16 protein-coding genes are annotated in these 16,257 nt (G+C 67.6%); 13 read left to right on the forward strand and 3 right to left on the reverse strand.

Annotated elements, in window-relative coordinates; translation table 11 throughout:
• Position 1 precedes the first annotated feature (1 nt).
• The 3 genes from RLN94_RS20075 to RLN94_RS20085 all read left to right on the forward strand — a co-directional run bounded on the left by RLN94_RS20075 (position 2) and on the right by RLN94_RS20085 (position 2,293).
• Positions 2-844, forward strand: a complete 843-nt coding sequence (locus tag RLN94_RS20075) for a LysR family transcriptional regulator (protein WP_350067325.1) — start codon at positions 2-4, stop codon at positions 842-844.
• A gap of 131 nt (positions 845-975) precedes the next feature.
• A complete protein-coding gene (locus RLN94_RS20080) occupies positions 976-2,022 on the forward strand; it encodes a zinc-dependent alcohol dehydrogenase family protein (RefSeq protein ID WP_350067327.1) in 1,047 nt (348 codons plus the stop codon).
• Positions 2,023-2,164: 142 nt separating this feature from the next.
• Positions 2,165-2,293 (forward strand): hypothetical protein, encoded by a 129-nt coding sequence (locus RLN94_RS20085; protein WP_268793838.1) that lies wholly within the window; start codon positions 2,165-2,167, stop codon positions 2,291-2,293.
• Positions 2,294-2,365: 72 nt separating this feature from the next.
• Here the strand turns inward: RLN94_RS20085 and ndk are convergent, their stop codons facing one another.
• On the reverse strand, positions 2,366-2,788 hold the full coding sequence (ndk, locus tag RLN94_RS20090; RefSeq protein WP_300895991.1) for a nucleoside-diphosphate kinase: 423 nt from the start codon (positions 2,786-2,788) through the stop codon (positions 2,366-2,368).
• A 135-nt stretch (positions 2,789-2,923) separates the two neighbouring features.
• On the opposite strand from ndk, the gene RLN94_RS20095 reads away from it, so the two are divergent.
• The 4 genes from RLN94_RS20095 (at position 2,924) to RLN94_RS20110 (ending at position 6,422) form a co-directional block, all read left to right on the forward strand.
• A complete protein-coding gene (locus RLN94_RS20095; protein WP_350067330.1) occupies positions 2,924-4,777 on the forward strand; it encodes an ABC-F family ATP-binding cassette domain-containing protein in 1,854 nt (617 codons plus the stop codon).
• 120 nt (positions 4,778-4,897) lie between these two features.
• A complete protein-coding gene (locus RLN94_RS20100; protein WP_350067332.1) occupies positions 4,898-5,527 on the forward strand; it encodes a MarC family protein in 630 nt (209 codons plus the stop codon).
• A 37-nt stretch (positions 5,528-5,564) separates the two neighbouring features.
• A complete protein-coding gene (locus RLN94_RS20105) occupies positions 5,565-6,146 on the forward strand; it encodes a retropepsin-like aspartic protease family protein (protein ID WP_350067334.1) in 582 nt (193 codons plus the stop codon).
• A 45-nt stretch (positions 6,147-6,191) separates the two neighbouring features.
• Positions 6,192-6,422: a hypothetical protein gene (locus tag RLN94_RS20110; protein ID WP_350067336.1), complete on the forward strand. Its 231-nt coding sequence runs from the start codon at positions 6,192-6,194 to the stop codon at positions 6,420-6,422.
• A gap of 83 nt (positions 6,423-6,505) precedes the next feature.
• Here RLN94_RS20110 and RLN94_RS20115 read toward each other — a convergent pair whose 3' ends face one another.
• Both RLN94_RS20115 and RLN94_RS20120 read right to left on the reverse strand, forming a co-directional pair.
• Positions 6,506-6,964: a DNA polymerase III subunit chi gene (locus RLN94_RS20115; RefSeq protein WP_350067338.1), complete on the reverse strand. Its 459-nt coding sequence runs from the start codon at positions 6,962-6,964 to the stop codon at positions 6,506-6,508.
• Positions 6,964-8,436 (reverse strand): leucyl aminopeptidase, encoded by a 1,473-nt coding sequence (locus RLN94_RS20120; protein WP_350067340.1) that lies wholly within the window; start codon positions 8,434-8,436, stop codon positions 6,964-6,966. The genes RLN94_RS20115 and RLN94_RS20120 overlap by 1 nt, the downstream gene beginning before the upstream one ends.
• A 132-nt stretch (positions 8,437-8,568) precedes the next feature.
• On the opposite strand from RLN94_RS20120, the gene lptF reads away from it, so the two are divergent.
• The 6 genes from lptF to rsmA are packed head-to-tail and all read left to right on the forward strand — an operon-like array spanning position 8,569 to position 16,087.
• Entirely contained in the window at positions 8,569-9,717 is a 1,149-nt protein-coding gene (lptF, locus tag RLN94_RS20125; RefSeq protein WP_350067342.1) for an LPS export ABC transporter permease LptF, read from the forward strand.
• On the forward strand, positions 9,714-10,805 hold the full coding sequence (gene lptG, locus RLN94_RS20130) for an LPS export ABC transporter permease LptG (protein WP_350067344.1): 1,092 nt from the start codon (positions 9,714-9,716) through the stop codon (positions 10,803-10,805). Before lptF ends, lptG begins: the two co-directional genes overlap by 4 nt.
• On the forward strand, positions 10,802-13,027 hold the full coding sequence (locus RLN94_RS20135) for an LPS-assembly protein LptD (protein ID WP_350067346.1): 2,226 nt from the start codon (positions 10,802-10,804) through the stop codon (positions 13,025-13,027). Before lptG ends, RLN94_RS20135 begins: the two co-directional genes overlap by 4 nt.
• 17 nt (positions 13,028-13,044) lie before the next feature.
• Entirely contained in the window at positions 13,045-14,280 is a 1,236-nt protein-coding gene (locus RLN94_RS20140) for a peptidylprolyl isomerase (RefSeq protein WP_350067350.1), read from the forward strand.
• Positions 14,277-15,251, forward strand: a complete 975-nt coding sequence (gene pdxA / locus RLN94_RS20145; RefSeq protein WP_350067352.1) for a 4-hydroxythreonine-4-phosphate dehydrogenase PdxA — start codon at positions 14,277-14,279, stop codon at positions 15,249-15,251. Before RLN94_RS20140 ends, pdxA begins: the two co-directional genes overlap by 4 nt.
• Positions 15,248-16,087 carry a 16S rRNA (adenine(1518)-N(6)/adenine(1519)-N(6))-dimethyltransferase RsmA gene (rsmA, locus tag RLN94_RS20150; protein WP_350067354.1) on the forward strand — a complete coding sequence of 280 codons (840 nt, stop codon included), beginning with the start codon at positions 15,248-15,250 and terminating at the stop codon, positions 16,085-16,087. Before pdxA ends, rsmA begins: the two co-directional genes overlap by 4 nt.
• Positions 16,088-16,257 lie beyond the last annotated feature (170 nt).

Consider the following 16,257-nt stretch of genomic DNA (forward strand, 5'->3'; position numbering starts at 1 on the left):
CATGAACATCACCGCGCTGCAGACCTTCCTTGCGATCGTCGATACCGGCAGCCTCGTGCGGGCCTCGCAGGTGCTGCATGTCACCCAGTCGACCGTCACCGCCCGGCTGCAGACGCTGGAGGACGGGCTTGGCCAGCAACTGCTGAACCGCCAGAAATCGGGCACCACGCTGACCCCGGCGGGCACGCGGCTATTGCGCTATGCCCGGATCATGACCGGCCTCTGGCGGCAGGCGCAGCTCGAGACCAGCCTGCCGGCGGGGCTCGCCTCGGTCTGTACCTTCGGCTGCGACCGCGAGCTGTGGCACGGGCCGGGGCGCGACTTCTTCAACGGGGTGCTGTCGGGCAGCCCCGAGATGGCCGTTTCCGTGTTGCAGGGCAGCGCGCGGGATCTCGAGGAGTGGCTCGCCAACGGCATGGTCGACGTGATCCTGACCTTCGACTCGGTCACGCGCGGCAACCAGACGGCGCACCCCCTTCCGGCCGAGGAGCTGGTGCTCTATTCCGACCAGCCGGATACGCCGATCGACAAGGGGCCCTTCTACATCTTCGTCGATCACGGCGCCGAGTACCGCCGCCAGCATGCCGAAACCTATTACGGCGCGGGGGTGGCCAGGGTCAGCCTCGACAGCTCGTGGTGGGCGCTGCAGACCATGCTGGACAGGGGCGGCTCGGCCTACCTGCCCCGGGCGCTGGCCGAGCCCTACGTGGCCGAGGGCAAGCTCTTCCAGCTCGATGCGCCGGTCTACACGCGCAAGAAGAACCTGATCGTCAACGACGCCGCCGCCCGGCGGTGGACATGGTTCGCCCCGCTCGTGGTCAGGATGACCGCCGCTGAAACATGAACGAAAGGTTAACGCAGGAGTGTATTTCGGCGCGCGCCGGCCCTTGCTTCACCTTTCCAAAAATACTCAAATCCGCCGGCAGGCCACGCGGTGGCTCCGGCGCAATTCAGTACACAGAGGTTAAATATCGTATGAAAGCCGCCCTGATGATGGAATATGACGGCGAGCTTCCGCTCGAAACCGTCCCCGACCCGACCTGCCCGCGCGACGGGGCCGTGGTGGCGGTGCGCGCCTGTGGCGTGTGCCGGTCCGATCACCACGCGTGGAAAGGCGCCGACCCGGACGTGGCGCTGCCGCATGTGATGGGGCATGAATTCGCGGGCGAAATCCTCGAACTGGGCCAGGACGTGCGCGCCTTTGCTGTGGGTGACCGGGTCACGGCGCCCTTCATCCTCGGCTGTGGCGCCTGCCCCGATTGCCGCGGGGGCGAGCCCACGATCTGCAACCACCAGGAGGTGATCGGCTTCACCGGCTGGGGCGCCTTTGCCGAGCGGGTGGTGATCCGGCGGGCCGATTTCAATCTCGTGCGCCTGCCCGAGAATGTAGACTACACCGCTGCGGCCGGGATGGGCTGCCGCGTGACCACGGCCTTTCGCGCGGTGGTCGACCGGGGGCGCTTGCAGCCCGGCGAATGGCTGGCGGTGCATGGCTGCGGCGGGGTGGGCCTGTCGGCGATCATGATCGGCGCGGCGCTGGGGGCGCCGGTGGTGGCGGTGGATATCAACCCCGACGCGCTGAAGATGGCGGAGGCGTTCGGCGCCACGGCCACCGTCAACGCGAGCGACGGCGATGCCGGCGAGGCAGTTCGCGAGATCACGCAGGGCGGCGCGCATGTCTCGGTCGAGGGGCTGGGGATCACCGCGACTTTCGAGAACTCCCTGCGCTCCCTGCGCAAGATGGGCCGGCACGTGCAGATCGGGATGCCGGTGGGCGCGCACGCCACCCCACCCCTTCCCCTGCTGGAGCTGGTCTATGCCCGGCAGCTGACCCTGCACGGCACGCGCGGCATCGGCGCGACCCGGTTTTCGGCGCTTTTCGAGATGATCGCGGCGGGCCGGCTTGACCCCTCCCGGCTGGTCACGCGGACCATTCCGCTGTCGGGTGCGGCGGCCGCCCTGCGCGAGATGGATGGTTTCCAATCCAGCGGGGTAACCGTGATAGACCGATTAGATTGTTGATATTTAAGCAACAAGATCACGAATCTGACACGAATTCGCTGTGGAAAAGTCTGGATTTGAGCCCCCTTTCATGAAACCTTTGTGACGGGGGCGCCGGTTGGCGCAAGTCAGCCGGCGCTCTGTAAAGAGTAGGGAGCCGAGCATGGCCAAGACAGCGACACCGCCGCCGGACACGGGCAAACCCAAGCCCCAGAACCCGACGAAAACCACACCCAATTCGCCGCGCGTGACCGCGACCACGCGCGTCTTCAACGATTTCGCCGCCATCTGAGCGGCGCACAAACGAAAAGGCCGCCCCCTTTGACAGGCGCGGCCGATCCGAGCGGGCAGTAAGGGACGGCGCTTAGCCGACCAGTTCGAGACCCGAGAAGAAATAGGCGATCTCGACCGCCGCGGTTTCCGGTGCATCCGACCCGTGAACCGAGTTCTCGCCGACGGATTCCGCGAATTCCGCGCGGATCGTGCCCGGTGCCGCATCCGCGGGGTTGGTGGCCCCCATCACGTCGCGGTTCTTGGCGATGGCGCCCTCGCCTTCCAGCACCTGCACGACGACCGGCGCGCTGGCCATGAATTCGCACAGTTCATCGTAGAACGGGCGTTCCTTGTGGACCGCGTAGAACACGCCGGCCTGTGCCTTGGTCAGGTGGATGCGTTTCTGGGCGACGATGCGCAGGCCCGCCTCCTCGAACTTGGCGTTGATCTTGCCGGTCAGGTTCCGGTTGGTGGCATCGGGTTTGATGATGCTCAGCGTGCGTTCGACAGCCATGTCAGCCTCTTTTCCTTGGGTTATGCGCGCGGGGGCAATGCGCCCGCGCCGAAAGATCGCGGCTCCGATAGCATGGGGGATGTGCTTTGAAAAGCCGCGATTGACCCTCGCCCGTGGATGGGGCATGCGGGGGCCATGCTGCGGATTGACGACATATCCTATTCGGTGGCGGGCCGCCCCCTGATTGAACACGCCTCGGCGGTGATCCCCGAGGGGCACAAGGTGGGCATGGTCGGGCGCAACGGCACCGGCAAGACCACGCTCTTCCGGCTGATCCGGGGCGAGCTGGCGCTGGAGGGGGGCGAGATCACCCTGCCGAAACGCGCCCGCATCGGCGGGGTCGACCAGGAGGTGCCGGGCAACGAGGTGTCGCTTCTGGATACGGTGTTGAAGGCCGACACGGAACGCGCTGAATTGCTTGAGGAATCGATGACCGCGACCGAGGCGGGAAGGATCGCCGAGATCCAGACGCGGCTGGCCGATATCGACGCGTGGTCGGCCGAGGCGCGGGCGGCGTCGATCCTCAAGGGGCTGGGGTTCACCGACGAGGAGCAGGCGATGCCCTGCTCCGCCTTCTCGGGCGGCTGGCGGATGCGCGTGGCGCTGGCGGCGGTGCTGTTTTCGGCGCCCGACCTGCTGCTTCTCGACGAGCCGACCAACTATCTCGACCTCGAAGGCGCGCTCTGGCTTGAGAACTACCTGGCCCGCTATCCCCATACCGTGCTGATCATCAGCCACGATCGCGGGCTGCTGAACCGGGCGGTGGGGGCGATCCTGCACCTCGAGGACCGCAAGCTGACGCTCTACCAGGGCGGCTATGACCGGTTTTCCGAGACCCGCGCCGCCAAGCTGGCCGCGGCGGAATCGGAGGCCAAGAAGCAGGAGGCCCGGCGGGCGCATCTACAATCTTACGTCGATCGCTTCCGCTACAAGGCCGACAAGGCGAAGCAGGCGCAGGCGCGGATCAAGGCGTTGTCCAAGATGCAGCCGATCACCCGGCCGCAGGAGGCCGCGCTCCGGGCGTTTTCCTTCCCCGAGCCGGAGGAGCTGTCGCCGCCGATCCTCAGGCTGGAAGAGGCCGCGGTGGGGTATGACGGACGGGCGGTTCTGAAGCGGCTCGACCTGCGGATCGACCAGGATGACCGGATCGCCCTGCTGGGCCGCAATGGCGAGGGGAAATCCACGCTTTCCAAGCTGTTGGCGGGCAAACTTGACGCGATGGAGGGGCAGATGCACGCCTCCTCCAAGCTGCGGGTGGGGTATTTCGCCCAGCACCAGCTCGAGGAGCTGCGCCCCGACGAGACGCCGATCGACCATATCCGCCGCATGCGGCCGGGCGAGGCGCCGGGCAAGCTGCGGGCGCGGCTGGGCGGTTTCGGCATCGGGGCCGAGCAGGCGGATACGCAAGCCGGGCGGCTGTCGGGCGGGCAGAAGGCGCGGCTGTCGCTCTTGCTGGCCACGCTCGATGCGCCGCATATGCTGATCCTCGACGAGCCCACCAACCACCTCGATATCGAGAGTCGAGAGGCGCTGGTCGAGGCGCTGACGGCCTATACCGGCGCGGTGATTTTGGTGAGCCATGACATGCACTTGCTGAGCCTCGTGGCGGACCGGTTGTGGCTGGTGAAGGATGGCCGGGTGAAACCCTTTGACGGGGATCTGGAGGCGTACCGGCAGATGCTTTTGGGCGGAAACGGCGAGGAGAAGGCGGCGCCGCGGCCCAAGGCGGAGAAGGTGAAGCGGCCCTCGCGGGACGCCATCCTTGCCATGCGGCAGGAGGTGAGGAAATGCGAGGAACGCGTTGAAAAGCTTCATGAAATGCGCGACCGGATTTCCAGGAAACTGGCCGATCCCGAGCTATACGACGAGGCCCGCGCCGGGGATATGGCCGAGTGGCAGAAGAAATATGCCGAGGTGATGAACGGGCTCGACCGGGCCGAGGCGCTGTGGATGACGGCGCTGGAAAAGCTGGAGCGGGCCGAGGGGTGACGGCCCCGAAATGGCCGGAAATCCAACGTCGGTATAACGTCGGTATTTTGTCGGTATTACGTCGGTGCGGATGACCGACGCAGCCTTCCCCCCACCGCCCCCATCTGCAATGGTGGCCACATGGATACCGGGTTTCTCATCACCGCCTTCGTGACCCTCGTGGTCATCATCGACCCGGTCGGCATGACGCCGCTGTTCGTGGCGCTGACGCAGGGCATGACCGGCGCCCGTCGACGCGCCATCGCGCTGCGCGCCTGCATCACCTCGGCCCTGATCCTGATCGTCTTCGCCGCTTTCGGCGAGGCGGTGCTGGGCTTCATCGGCATCTCGATGCCCGCCTTCCGCATCGCGGGCGGCATCCTTCTGTTCCTGACCGCGCTCGACATGCTGTTCGAGCGGCGCACCAAGCGGCGCGAGGGCACCGCGCAGGTCGAGGAGGAGGATGACGACAGCGACGACCCCTCGATCTTTCCGCTGGCCATCCCGCTGATTGCCGGGCCGGGCTCGATCGCCTCGGTGATCCTGCTGGCCGGGCAGCGGCCGGGGTTGGAGGGGCTGGCCTGGGTGGTGGGCGTGATGCTGACGGTGATGGGGATCGTCTTCGTGCTGTTCCTGACCGCCGGGCTGCTGGAGCGGGCGCTGGGGCGGACGGGGATCAACGTGGTCACCCGCCTGCTGGGGATGCTGCTGGCGGCGCTGGCGGTGCAGTTCGTCCTCGACGGGCTGCGCGGCTTCGGGCTGGCGGGGTGACCTTCCCAACCGCCCCGCGCGGGACTATATCCGACGCATGAGCGAATTCGATTATGCCCGCGTCTTCTACCTCGTGCTGCTGGGCGGCGCGGTGGTGCTTTGGTTCTTCGCGCAGAACCGTAATTCCCTAGGCAAGATCACCCAGCAGGCGATCATCTGGGCGCTGATCTTCGTCGGCGTGATCGCCGCGGTGGGCCTCTGGGGCGATATCCGCAACACGGTCATGCCCGGGCAGGCCGTGGTGGCGGAGGACGGGCGGATCGAGCTGCCCCGCGCGGCGGACGGGCATTACTACCTGACGGCGGATGTCAACGGCCAGCCGATCCGCTTCGTGGTCGATACCGGGGCGAGCCAGATCGTGCTGACCAAGGCGGATGCGGAAGCGGCGGGGCTGGCGACGGAGGAGCTTTCCTTCGTGGGGCGCGCCTTTACCGCCAATGGCGAGGTGCGCACGGCGCCGGTGCGGCTGGAGCGGGTCGAGGTCGGGCCGCTCGTCGACGAGGACGTGCGCGCGGTGGTCAACGAGGGCGAGCTGGACCAGTCGCTATTGGGGATGGAATACCTGCAGCGGTTCACCAGCGTCGAGATCACCAACGGGACGCTGGTGCTGACGCGCTGATGGCCTTTACCGTGCCTTAACCATGTTCGGGGCAGGCTTGGCCGCATGGACAATCGCAACTCTCCCCTGTCGCCGGAGCTTTGGCTCAACGATCTTTTCGCTTCCAAGGCGGTGCAACAGGGCGGCGTGATCCGGCGCAAGGCGCGGGACGTGGAGCGGTTCGCGGGCATGGACGTGTTCCTGCGCGAGGTGCGGCGGCGCGGGTTTCGCGTGGCGCTAAATGGCGGGCAGATCGTGGTGTTCTGCAACCGGGAGCCGGTGAGGTGGCTCGAGTGAGGGGTGGGGGCGCTTTCTTGAAAAGAAAGCGGATCGAAATCTTTTAAAGATTTCGGGCGGCGTCAAGATTGGGCCGTAAGGATTTATTTTTCGGCCTTTTTCTCCCACCGACCTGACTCTTCCGACCAGTATTGCGCCGAACATCCCGCATCGGTCAGGGCCTTCCACTGGCCGCGGGCCGTTTGCAGCGCGGCCTCGTCATTGCCATCGAACAGCACGCAGACCCGGTCGAGGCGCTGGACCTCCTCCCCCGCGACCTCGGCACCGTCGATGGTCATGACGCAATGCGGGTCGTTGGGGCTGTCAGGCCCGGTCGTCAGCAGGATCGGCTGGCGTTCCGCATGGGGCGCGGTGGCGAGGCCGTGGGGCAGAAAGCCCTCCTCCGGCCCCAGCCAGAGCTTCTCGTCGAGCCATTCCATCCGCGCGGCCGCCCTGCCCCGCACCGCGACCCGCCAGCCCGCCTCCTGCGCCTTGCCCAGCAGCATGGGCAGGGTCGCCTCGAGCGGGCGGCGGGTGAGGTGGTAGAAATAGGCGGCCCCCATCACTTGCCTTCGTAATTGTCCGCGATCATGCGGTTGAGCGAGAGGACGCCCCAGCCCGAGGAGCCCTTGGGCGCGTAGGTGGTGTCTTCGCCCACGCGCGCCACGCCGGCGATGTCGAGGTGAATCCAGGGCGTGCCCTCCTGCACGAAGCGCAGGAGGAACTGGGCGGCGGTGATCGACCCGGCGGGCCGACCGCCCACGTTCTTCATGTCGGCGATGGCGGATTTGAGCTGCTTGTCATAGCTGTCGCCCATCGGCATCCGCCATGCCCCCTCGCCCTCGGCATCCGCCGCCTTGAGGAAGCTGTTGCAGAAGGCATCGTCGTTCGAGAAGACGCCGGCCTTGTCATGGCCGAGGCCGATGATGATGGCGCCGGTCAGCGTGGCAAGGTCGACGATGCCGGAGGGTTTGTAATGCTCCTGCGCGTACCACAGCACGTCGGCCAGCACGAGCCGCCCCTCGGCGTCGGTGTTGATGATCTCGACCGTGTCGCCCTTCATCGAGGTGACCACGTCGCCGGGGCGGGTGGCGCGGTCGGACGGCATGTTCTCGACCAGCCCGACGAGCCCCACCACGTTGGCCTTGGCCTTGCGGGCGGCGAGCGTGTGCATGACGCCGGTGACGACGCCGGCGCCGCCCATGTCCATGGTCATGTCCTCCATCCCGGCGGCGGGCTTGAGGCTGATGCCGCCGGTGTCGAAGACGACGCCCTTGCCGACAAGCGCCAGCGGGGCCTCGCCCTTGGGGCCGCCCATCCATTCCATGATCGCCATCTTCGAGGGCGTGGCGCTGCCATGGCCCACGGAAAGCAGCAGGTGCATGCCCAACTTGCGCATCTCGTCCTCGTCGAGGATCTTCACCTTCAGGCCGGATTTCTCCAGCCCCTTGATGCGGTTGGCGAATTCCTCGGTGGTGAGGTGATTGGCGGGTTCGCTGACAAGGTCGCGGGTGAGGAACACGCCCTCGGCCGCGGAAAGGTGGGGGGCGGCGGCCTCCTTCAGCGCGTCGGGCTTGCCGGTCATGATCGTGACGCCCTTGGGCGCGTCGCGCTCGGCGGTCTTGTGGGCGGTGAACTCGTAGGCGCGCAGGACGAGGCCCAGCAGCATCTCCTCGGCGCGGCGCACCGGGTTCGCCAGCACCAGCAGCGCGGCCTCGCCCTTGAGGCGGCCAAGCGCCACGCCGGCCTTGCGGGCCTCGGCCACGGGCGCGTTGCGCGGCAGGCAGACCACGTCGAGCGCCTCGGCCGCCATGCCGGTGGGCCACGCCAGCGTGCGGACCTCGCCGGGCTTCATCTTGCCCCAGCTCTCGGCCTCGGTCATCCGCTGCACCGCGCCCTTGGTCAGCCGGTTGGCGCGCCGCGCGGCCGGGTCGAGCGTGCCGTCGGGGGTGACGAAGACGGCGACGCGGCCCTCGAACCCTGCGATGGCGTCGATATCGGTCTCGGTGATGGTCACGGCGGCGGGGGTGGTCATCGGCTGCTCCTCGGTTCCTGGGCTTTGGCCCGAGTCCTAGCGCGGCTTCGCCGGCTTGACCAGTTAGCAGTTTTCCCCCGTGATCAATTCCGATAAGTTGCCTGAAAAGACGAACCTTGGGGGGTTTAGAGCATGACCAGATTCGACAGGTATATGCTGTCGCAATTCATGGTTCTGTTCGGATTCTTCTCGCTCATTCTCGTGTCGATCTTCTGGATCAACAAGGCCGTGCGGATGTTCGACCGGCTGGTGGGCGACGGTCAGCCGGCCTGGGTTTTCCTTGAATTCACGGCGCTTACCCTGCCCGGCGTGATCGGCATGGTGCTGCCGATCGCGGCCTTTGCCGGGGCGGTCTATGTCACCAACCGGCTGTCGACGGAGAGCGAGCTGACCGTGGTGCAGGCGACGGGGTATTCGCCGCTCAGGCTGATCAAGGCGGCGGCGGTGTTCGGGGTGATCATCGCGCTGATCATGTCGCTTCTGAGCCATTACCTGATCCCCACCAGCCTGAGCGAGCTGCGCCAGCGCGAGGCGGAGGTGCGGCAGAGCGTCTCGGCCCGGTTCCTGGAGGAAGGAGAGTTCCTGCACCCGGCCCCCGGCATCACCTTCTACATCCGCGACATCAGCCCCGAGGGCGAGCTGCGCGACGTGTTCCTGTCGGACCGGCGCAACCCGGAAAGCCCGGTGACCTATACCTCGACCCAGGCCTACCTGGTGCAGGAGGGGGGTGGTACGAAGCTGGTGATGGTCAAGGGGCTGGCGCAGACGCTGAGGGCCGAGGGCAAGCGGCTCTTCACCACGCATTTCGACGATTTCTCCTATGATATCAGCCAGTTGATCGCGCGGAACCCCACCAACCTGAACAAGGTGGAGTTCGCCCATACCGCCGACCTGATGTTGCGGCCGGACGAGGTGATGGAGGTGACGGGCGCGACCGAGGGACAGGTGCAGTTCACCCTGCACAACCGGTTCACGCAGGCGCTGATGTGCATCGTCGCGGCGCTGATCGGGTTCGCCACGCTGCTTCTGGGCAGTTTCAGTCGGTTCGGGGTGTGGTGGCAGATCCTGATCGCCTTCGTGCTGCTGGTGGGCATCAAGCTGGTCGAGGGCAGCATCACCGGGGTGGTGATCAGCCGGCCGGCGATGTGGCCGCTGATGTACCTGCCGGCGGGGATCGGGTTCGTGACCACGCTGATCCTCTTGTATTTCGCGGCCCGGCCGGGCCTGTTGCGGCGGCTGGTGCCATGGCGGCGCAGGGCACAGGCGGGGGGCGCGCCATGATGCTCGACGCCTATTTCGCGCGCAAGTTCTTCTGGTCGGTGATGCTGGTCTTCTCGATCTTCCTTGTGCTGCTGGCGCTGATCGACCTTGTCGACGAGTTGCAGGATTTCCCCAACCTGCCCTTCGGCGACGTGCTGGAGATCGTGCTGCTGAACCTGCCCTCGGCCAATTACGAGATCCTGCCGCTGGTGATCGTGCTGGCGACGGTGAGCCTCTATATCCGGCTGGCACGGTCGTCCGAGCTGGTGGTGGTCCGGGCGACGGGGCGGTCGGCGCTGCGCAGCCTGGCCGCGCCGGTGGGCGTGGCGCTTTTGCTGGGCCTCTTGTCGGTGACGATGCTGAACCCGATCGTCGCGGCCTCGGCCAAGCGCTACAACGATTTGGTGAACAGCCACGTGGGCGGCGGCGCGGCGATCATGGTGATCGCCTCCGAAGGGCTGTGGCTCAGGCAGGGCAGCCCCGAGGGGCAAACGGTGATCCATGCCGAGCGGGCCAGTTCCGACCTGACGGTGCTGTTCGACACGACCTTCATCGACTTCGACCCCGACGGCCAGCCCGCCAAGCGGATCATGTCGCAGGCGGCGCGGCTGGCGGAGGGCGAGTGGATGCTCTACGACGCCAAGATCTGGGACCTGTCGCGCGGCGACAACCCCGAGGCCGAGGCCGAAAGGGTCGAGACGCTGCGCCTTTCCTCGGCGCTGACGCAGGACCGGATCATCGACACGTTCGGCAAGCCGGAGTTCATCCCGATCTGGGACCTGCCGGCCTTCATCGACCAGCTTGACGAGGCCGGCTTCTCTGCCCGCCGCTATGCCATGTGGTTCCAGATGGAGCTGGCCCGGCCGCTGTTCATGATGGCGCTGGTGATGATTTCGGCCGCCTTCACCATGCGGCACGCGCGGCTGTCGAATACCGGCATCTCGGTGCTGTCGGCTGTGCTGCTGGGATTCGGGCTGCATTACATCCGGAACTTCGCCCAGATCTTGGGGGAGAATGGCGAAATACCCATAGTTCTTGCGGCATGGGCGCCCCCGGTGGCGTCAATACTATTGGCGACGGGCATCCTTTTGCATATGGAGGACGGATGAGGGGTGCTGCCGTCATATGTTGTCTGGTGCTGGGGATGGCGCTGGCCGGTCCGGGCGTGGCCACGGCGCAGACCGCCGGCGCGGCGGACGGGCAGACGGATGGCCAGACGGGCGCACCGCCCCCGCCCGCCGTTCTGGTCGCCGACGATGTCTACATGGAAGGCAACGAACGGCTGGTCGCCACCGGCAATGTCGAGGCGCTCTATGACGGCACGCGGCTTCAGGCCGAGGGGATCATCTACGACCGCGCCGAGGATACGCTGATCCTGAGCGGGCCGATCGTCATCCACGAGGATGGCGAGTCGATGATCCTGGCCTCGTCGGGGGAGCTCGACAAGGAATTGCGCAACGGCATCCTGCGGGGCGCGCGGATCGTGATGGGCGACCACGTGCAACTGGCCGCGCAGGAGCTGAACCGCTCGGCCGGGCGCTACAACCAGCTCGTCAAGGTCGCCGTCACCTCCTGCCGGGTGTGCGAGACGGGGCGCGCGCCGCTCTGGCAGATCCGGGCGCGGCGGGTGATCCACGACCAGGAGGAGAAGCAGCTCTATTTCGAGGATGCGCAATTCCGGGTGCTGGACACGCCGATCTTCTACCTGCCCCGGCTGCGCCTGCCCGACCCGTCGCTGGAACGCGCGACCGGGTTCCTGGTGCCGTCCTTCTACAACTCGTCGCTGCTGGGCACCGGGGTCAGGGTGCCGTATTTCATCCGGCTGGGCGATCACAAGGACCTGACGGTCACGCCCTTCGTGACCTCCAAGAGCACCACGCTGGAGCTGCGCTATCGGCAGGCCTTCCGCAACGGGCGGATCGAGTTCGAGGGCGCGGTGTCGGACGACGACCTGGGCAACCGCAGCCGCCGGGGCTATCTCTTCGGCGAGGGCGAGTTCACCCTGCCGCGCGACTTCATCCTGCGCTTCGATGTCGAGACGGTGAACGACGACGCCTACCTGCTCGATTACTCCTATTACGAGAAGGACCGGCTGGACAGCGAGCTGGAGATCGAGCGCGCCCGGCGCGACAGCTACGTGCGGGGCGCGATCACCTATTTCCACAGTCTGCGGGTGGGCGAGCAGAACTCCACCCTGCCGACGCTGGTGACCAATGGCGAGTGGGAACGGCGCCTGCACCCCAACTGGGCCGGCGGTGGCGAACTGCGGCTGGGGATGCTGGCGCATTCGCATATCCGCTCGTCCGGGCTGATCAGCGACGGGCCGGATCTCGACCCCTGGGCCGACGGGCGCGACGTGGGGCGGTTGACGCTCAGCGCCGACTGGCACCGCAACTGGACCCTGCCGGGCGGGGTGCTGGCCCATGTCCGCACCGGCGTGGCGATCGACCATTTCCAGATCCGGCAGGCCGGGCTGACCAGCCAGTCGGAGGCGACCGAGGTCACCCCCACCGTCGCGGTCGAGCTGCGCTGGCCGTTGATCAACGCCACGGCGGGCCACGCGACCCACGTGATCGAGCCGATCGTGCAGTTCTCGTGGACCGGCGGCGAGAACCCGTTCATCCCCAACGACGAAAGCACGCGGATCGAGTTCGACGAGGGCAACCTGTTCTCGACCTCGCGCTTCACCGCGCCGGACCGGCGCGAGCGGGGCAGGATCGCCGCCTACGGCGTGAGCTGGACCTGGTTCGACCCCTCGGGGTTCCAGACCTCGCTGGCGATGGGCCAGCTCGTGCGCGACGAGTTCCAGCTCGAGGTCAGCGGGCAGGACAGCTTCACCAGTTCCTCGGGGCTGAACGGCAAGGTCTCGGATGTGCTGGTGGCCGGACAGGTCAAGGCCGCCAACGGGCTGGTCCTGACCGCCCGGGGCCTGTTCGACGAGACCTTCAACACCACCAAGGCCGAGGCGCGGGCCAGCTGGAACAACCGCCTTGCCAGCCTGAGCGCCACCTATATCTGGCTGGGCCGTGACGTGGCCGAGAACCGGCCCACGACGATCTCGGAATGGGCCTTCGACGCGTCCTACCGGCTGTCGCGGCACTGGACGGGCAGCGCCAACTGGCGTTATGACATTGCCAGCGACGAAAGCGTGCGCGCCGGGCTCGGGCTGACCTATACCAACGAATGCGTCGAGGTGCGGCTTGCGGCCTCGCGGCGCTTCACCTCATCGACGATCCTTGCGCCCTCGACCGATATTAGCTTGACGGTCGGGCTCAGGGGCTTCACCACGAAGACGAGCGACAAAAGCTACGTCAGAACCTGCAACAACTAACCGGAATGGACGTCTCTATGCGAATTGTTGTCTTCAAAGCCGCCATGGCCGCGCTGGCCGCCGCGCTGTTCCTGGCGCCGGCGCCGCAGGCCGGGGCACAGGGCCTTTTCGAACCGGTGATCAAGGTCAACGAACAGGCCGTCACCCGGTTCGAGATCGAGCAGCGGGCGCGGATGCTGACGCTGTTCCGCACGCCGGGCGACCCGGTCGAGATCGCCCGCGAGCAGCTTGTCGAGGACCGGCTGAAGCTGGGCGCGGCCAAGGTGGACGGCATCCAGGTCACCGAGGAGGTGGTCGACGCGGCGATGGAAGAATTCGCCCAGCGGGGCAACATGTCGGCCGACCAGATGGTGCAGAGCCTGGCCGGGGCCGGGGTGGATGAAAGCTCGTTCCGAGCCTTCGTGCGGGCCGGGGTAACCTGGCGCGAGGTGGTGCGCGCGAAGTTCGGCAATTCCGTCAACGTCAACGAGGACGACCTCGAGCGCGCCAGGCTGTCGCTGACCGGTTCGTCGGGGGTGACGGTGCTGTTGTCCGAGATCGTGCTGCCCATTCCGCAGGGCCGCGGGCAGGAAGCGATGGCCCGCGCCGAGGAGCTGGCGCAGATCACCAGCCTGGCGGAATTCGCCGCCGCCGCGCGGCGCTATTCGGCCTCGCCCTCGGCCGACAGCGGCGGGCAGATGGGCTGGACCTCGGTCGACGAGCTGCCCGAGCCGCTGCGCCCGGTGGTGCTGGGGCTGTCGCCGGGCGAGGTGTCGGCGCCGCTGCCGACCGAACGGGCGATCGTGCTGCTGCAACTGCGCGACATCGCCGAGACGGCAGCGCCCACGCCGCGCTATTCCTCGATCGACTATGCCATGTACTACATCGCCGGCGGCCAGAGCCAGGAAGCCCGACAGCGCGCCGCCAGCGTCGAGGCCGACGTGGATGTCTGCGACGACCTTTACGGCATTGCCAAGGGCCAGCCGCCCGAGGTGCTGGACCGCCTGCAGAAGGCGCCGAACGAGATCCCGCAGGACGTGGCGCGCGAGCTGGCCAATCTCGACCCCGGCGAGGTGTCGACCCGGCTGACCCGCTCGAACGGTCAGACGCTGGTCTTCCTGATGCTCTGCGGGCGCACGCCCGTGGTCGAGGGAGGCGAAGGCCCGTCGTCGGAAGAGCTCACCAACTTCATCCGCAGCCGGCAGCTCGATTCCCTGGCCAATGGCTACCTGGAACAGCTGCGCGCCGAGGCCCGGATCGTCGAGCTGAGATGACCGCCCCAATCGCGCTGACCTGTGGCGAACCGGCCGGGGTTGGCCCCGAGCTGGCGGTAAGGGCATGGGAACGGCTGGAGGGGCGGCTGCCCTTCTTCCTGATCGGTGACCCCGACCACCTGCCCCAGGGCGCCCGCGTGGTCGAGATCGACAGCCCCGAAGGGTGCCTCTCCGCCCTGCCCCGCGGCCTGCCGGTGCTGCCGCACCGGTTCGAGGGCGAATTGACGCGCGGCCAGCCCAACCCGGCCCATGCGCAGGGGGTGATCGACGTGATCGCCCGCGCGGTCAAGCTGGTGCAGGACGGGTTTGCCGGCGCCGTCTGTACCGCGCCCATCCACAAGAAGGCGCTGCAGGACGGGGCGGGGTTCGCCTATCCCGGCCATACCGAGTATCTCGCCGCGCTGGGACGCGTCGACCGGGTGGTGATGATGCTGGCCAGCGACGTGCTGCGGGTGGTGCCGGCGACGATCCACATCCCGCTGAAGGACGTGCCCGGGGCGCTGACGGCCGACCTGCTGCGCGAGACGCTGCGGATCACCCATGCGGCGCTGGTGCGCGATTTCTCGGTGGCGACGCCGCGGCTGGCCGTGGCGGGGCTCAACCCCCATGCGGGCGAAGGCGGCAAGATGGGCCGCGAGGAGATCGAGCTGATCGCGCCGGTGATCGAGGAGTTGCGCGCCGAGGGGCTGGACCTCGCCGGGCCGATGTCGGCTGACACGATGTTCCACGCCAGCGCGCGCGCCACCTATGACGCGGCGGTGGCGATGTATCACGACCAGGCGCTCATCCCGATCAAGACGCTGGATTTCGACCGGGGCGTGAACGTGACGCTGGGCCTGCCCTTCATCCGCACCTCGCCCGATCACGGCACCGCGCTGGACATCGCCGGCAAGGGGGTGGCCAACCCCACCTCGACGATCGAGGCGCTGCGGCTGGCCGCGCGCATGGCCGTCGCCCGCGCCGCCGCATGAGCGGGATCGACAGCCTGCCGCCCCTGCGCGAGGTGATCGCGGCGCACGGGCTGTCCGCGCGCAAGTCGCTGGGGCAGAACTTCCTGCTCGACCTGAACCTGACCGCCCGGATCGCCCGCGCGGCGGGGGATATCGCGGGCGCCGACGTGCTGGAGATCGGGCCGGGGCCCGGCGGGCTGACCCGGGGGCTTCTGGCCGAGGGGGCGCGCCGGGTGCTGGCGGTGGAGAAGGACAGCCGCTGCATCCCCGCGCTCGAGGAGATCGCCGCGGCGTACCCCGGCCGGCTGGACGTGATCGAGGGCGACGCGCTGGAGGTGGACCCGCTGGCGCACCTGACCCCGCCGATCAAGGTGGCGGCCAACCTGCCCTACAATGTCGGGACGGAGCTGCTGGTGCGTTGGCTGACGCCCAAGGACTGGCCGCCCTTCTGGGACAGCCTGACCCTGATGTTCCAGCGCGAGGTGGCCGAGCGGATCGTGGCGCAGCCGGGCGGCAAGGCATACGGACGGCTGGCGGTGCTGGCGCAATGGCGCTGTGACGCGAAGATCGTGATGAGCCTGCCGCCGGGGGCGTTCTCGCCCCCGCCGAAAGTGTCGAGCGCGGTGGTGCACCTGACCGCCCTGCCCGGCCCCCGCTACCCGGCCAATGCGAAGATCCTGCAGGACGTCGTCGCCCGCGCCTTCAACCAGCGGCGCAAGATGCTGCGGGCGGCGCTGAAGGGGCTGGGGCCGGATATCGAGGACCGGCTGGTGGCGGCGGGGATCAGGCCCACGGACCGGGCCGAGGTGGTGTCACTGGAGCAGTTCTGCGCACTGGCACGGGGGTTCGAGAGGTAGAAGGGCTGCGCTGCCCCCCGTTTTCTTCGAGAGACCTCAGCGAAACGCACGCCTCTCTCGCAGGTGGATGTCCGAGGTGGTTCTGAAGCGGCTACCGCTTTGGCCTGAGCTCTGCCGGGGTTTTCGGTCGCCCCGGACTGTGAGGATGCGGGAGGATAACCGTCTTCGCT

Origin of the sequence: Roseovarius sp., from assembly GCF_040223625.1 — a bacterium.
In the GTDB taxonomy this organism is placed as follows: domain Bacteria; phylum Pseudomonadota; class Alphaproteobacteria; order Rhodobacterales; family Rhodobacteraceae; genus Roseovarius.

Coding starts and splice junctions, on each gene's coding strand:
- RLN94_RS20105 (WP_350067334.1), top strand. CDS start 5,565: ATGAGCGAATTCGATTATGCCCGCGTCTTCTACCTCGTGCTGCTGGGC.
- lptF (WP_350067342.1), top strand. CDS start 8,569: ATGACCAGATTCGACAGGTATATGCTGTCGCAATTCATGGTTCTGTTC.
- RLN94_RS20100 (WP_350067332.1), top strand. CDS start 4,898: ATGGATACCGGGTTTCTCATCACCGCCTTCGTGACCCTCGTGGTCATC.
- RLN94_RS20085 (WP_268793838.1), top strand. CDS start 2,165: ATGGCCAAGACAGCGACACCGCCGCCGGACACGGGCAAACCCAAGCCC.
- ndk (WP_300895991.1), bottom strand. CDS start 2,788: ATGGCTGTCGAACGCACGCTGAGCATCATCAAACCCGATGCCACCAAC.
- RLN94_RS20120 (WP_350067340.1), bottom strand. CDS start 8,436: ATGACCACCCCCGCCGCCGTGACCATCACCGAGACCGATATCGACGCC.
- lptG (WP_350067344.1), top strand. CDS start 9,714: ATGATGCTCGACGCCTATTTCGCGCGCAAGTTCTTCTGGTCGGTGATG.
- RLN94_RS20140 (WP_350067350.1), top strand. CDS start 13,045: ATGCGAATTGTTGTCTTCAAAGCCGCCATGGCCGCGCTGGCCGCCGCG.
- RLN94_RS20110 (WP_350067336.1), top strand. CDS start 6,192: ATGGACAATCGCAACTCTCCCCTGTCGCCGGAGCTTTGGCTCAACGAT.
- RLN94_RS20135 (WP_350067346.1), top strand. CDS start 10,802: ATGAGGGGTGCTGCCGTCATATGTTGTCTGGTGCTGGGGATGGCGCTG.
- RLN94_RS20095 (WP_350067330.1), top strand. CDS start 2,924: ATGCTGCGGATTGACGACATATCCTATTCGGTGGCGGGCCGCCCCCTG.
- rsmA (WP_350067354.1), top strand. CDS start 15,248: ATGAGCGGGATCGACAGCCTGCCGCCCCTGCGCGAGGTGATCGCGGCG.
- RLN94_RS20080 (WP_350067327.1), top strand. CDS start 976: ATGAAAGCCGCCCTGATGATGGAATATGACGGCGAGCTTCCGCTCGAA.
- pdxA (WP_350067352.1), top strand. CDS start 14,277: ATGACCGCCCCAATCGCGCTGACCTGTGGCGAACCGGCCGGGGTTGGC.
- RLN94_RS20115 (WP_350067338.1), bottom strand. CDS start 6,964: ATGGGGGCCGCCTATTTCTACCACCTCACCCGCCGCCCGCTCGAGGCG.
- RLN94_RS20075 (WP_350067325.1), top strand. CDS start 2: ATGAACATCACCGCGCTGCAGACCTTCCTTGCGATCGTCGATACCGGC.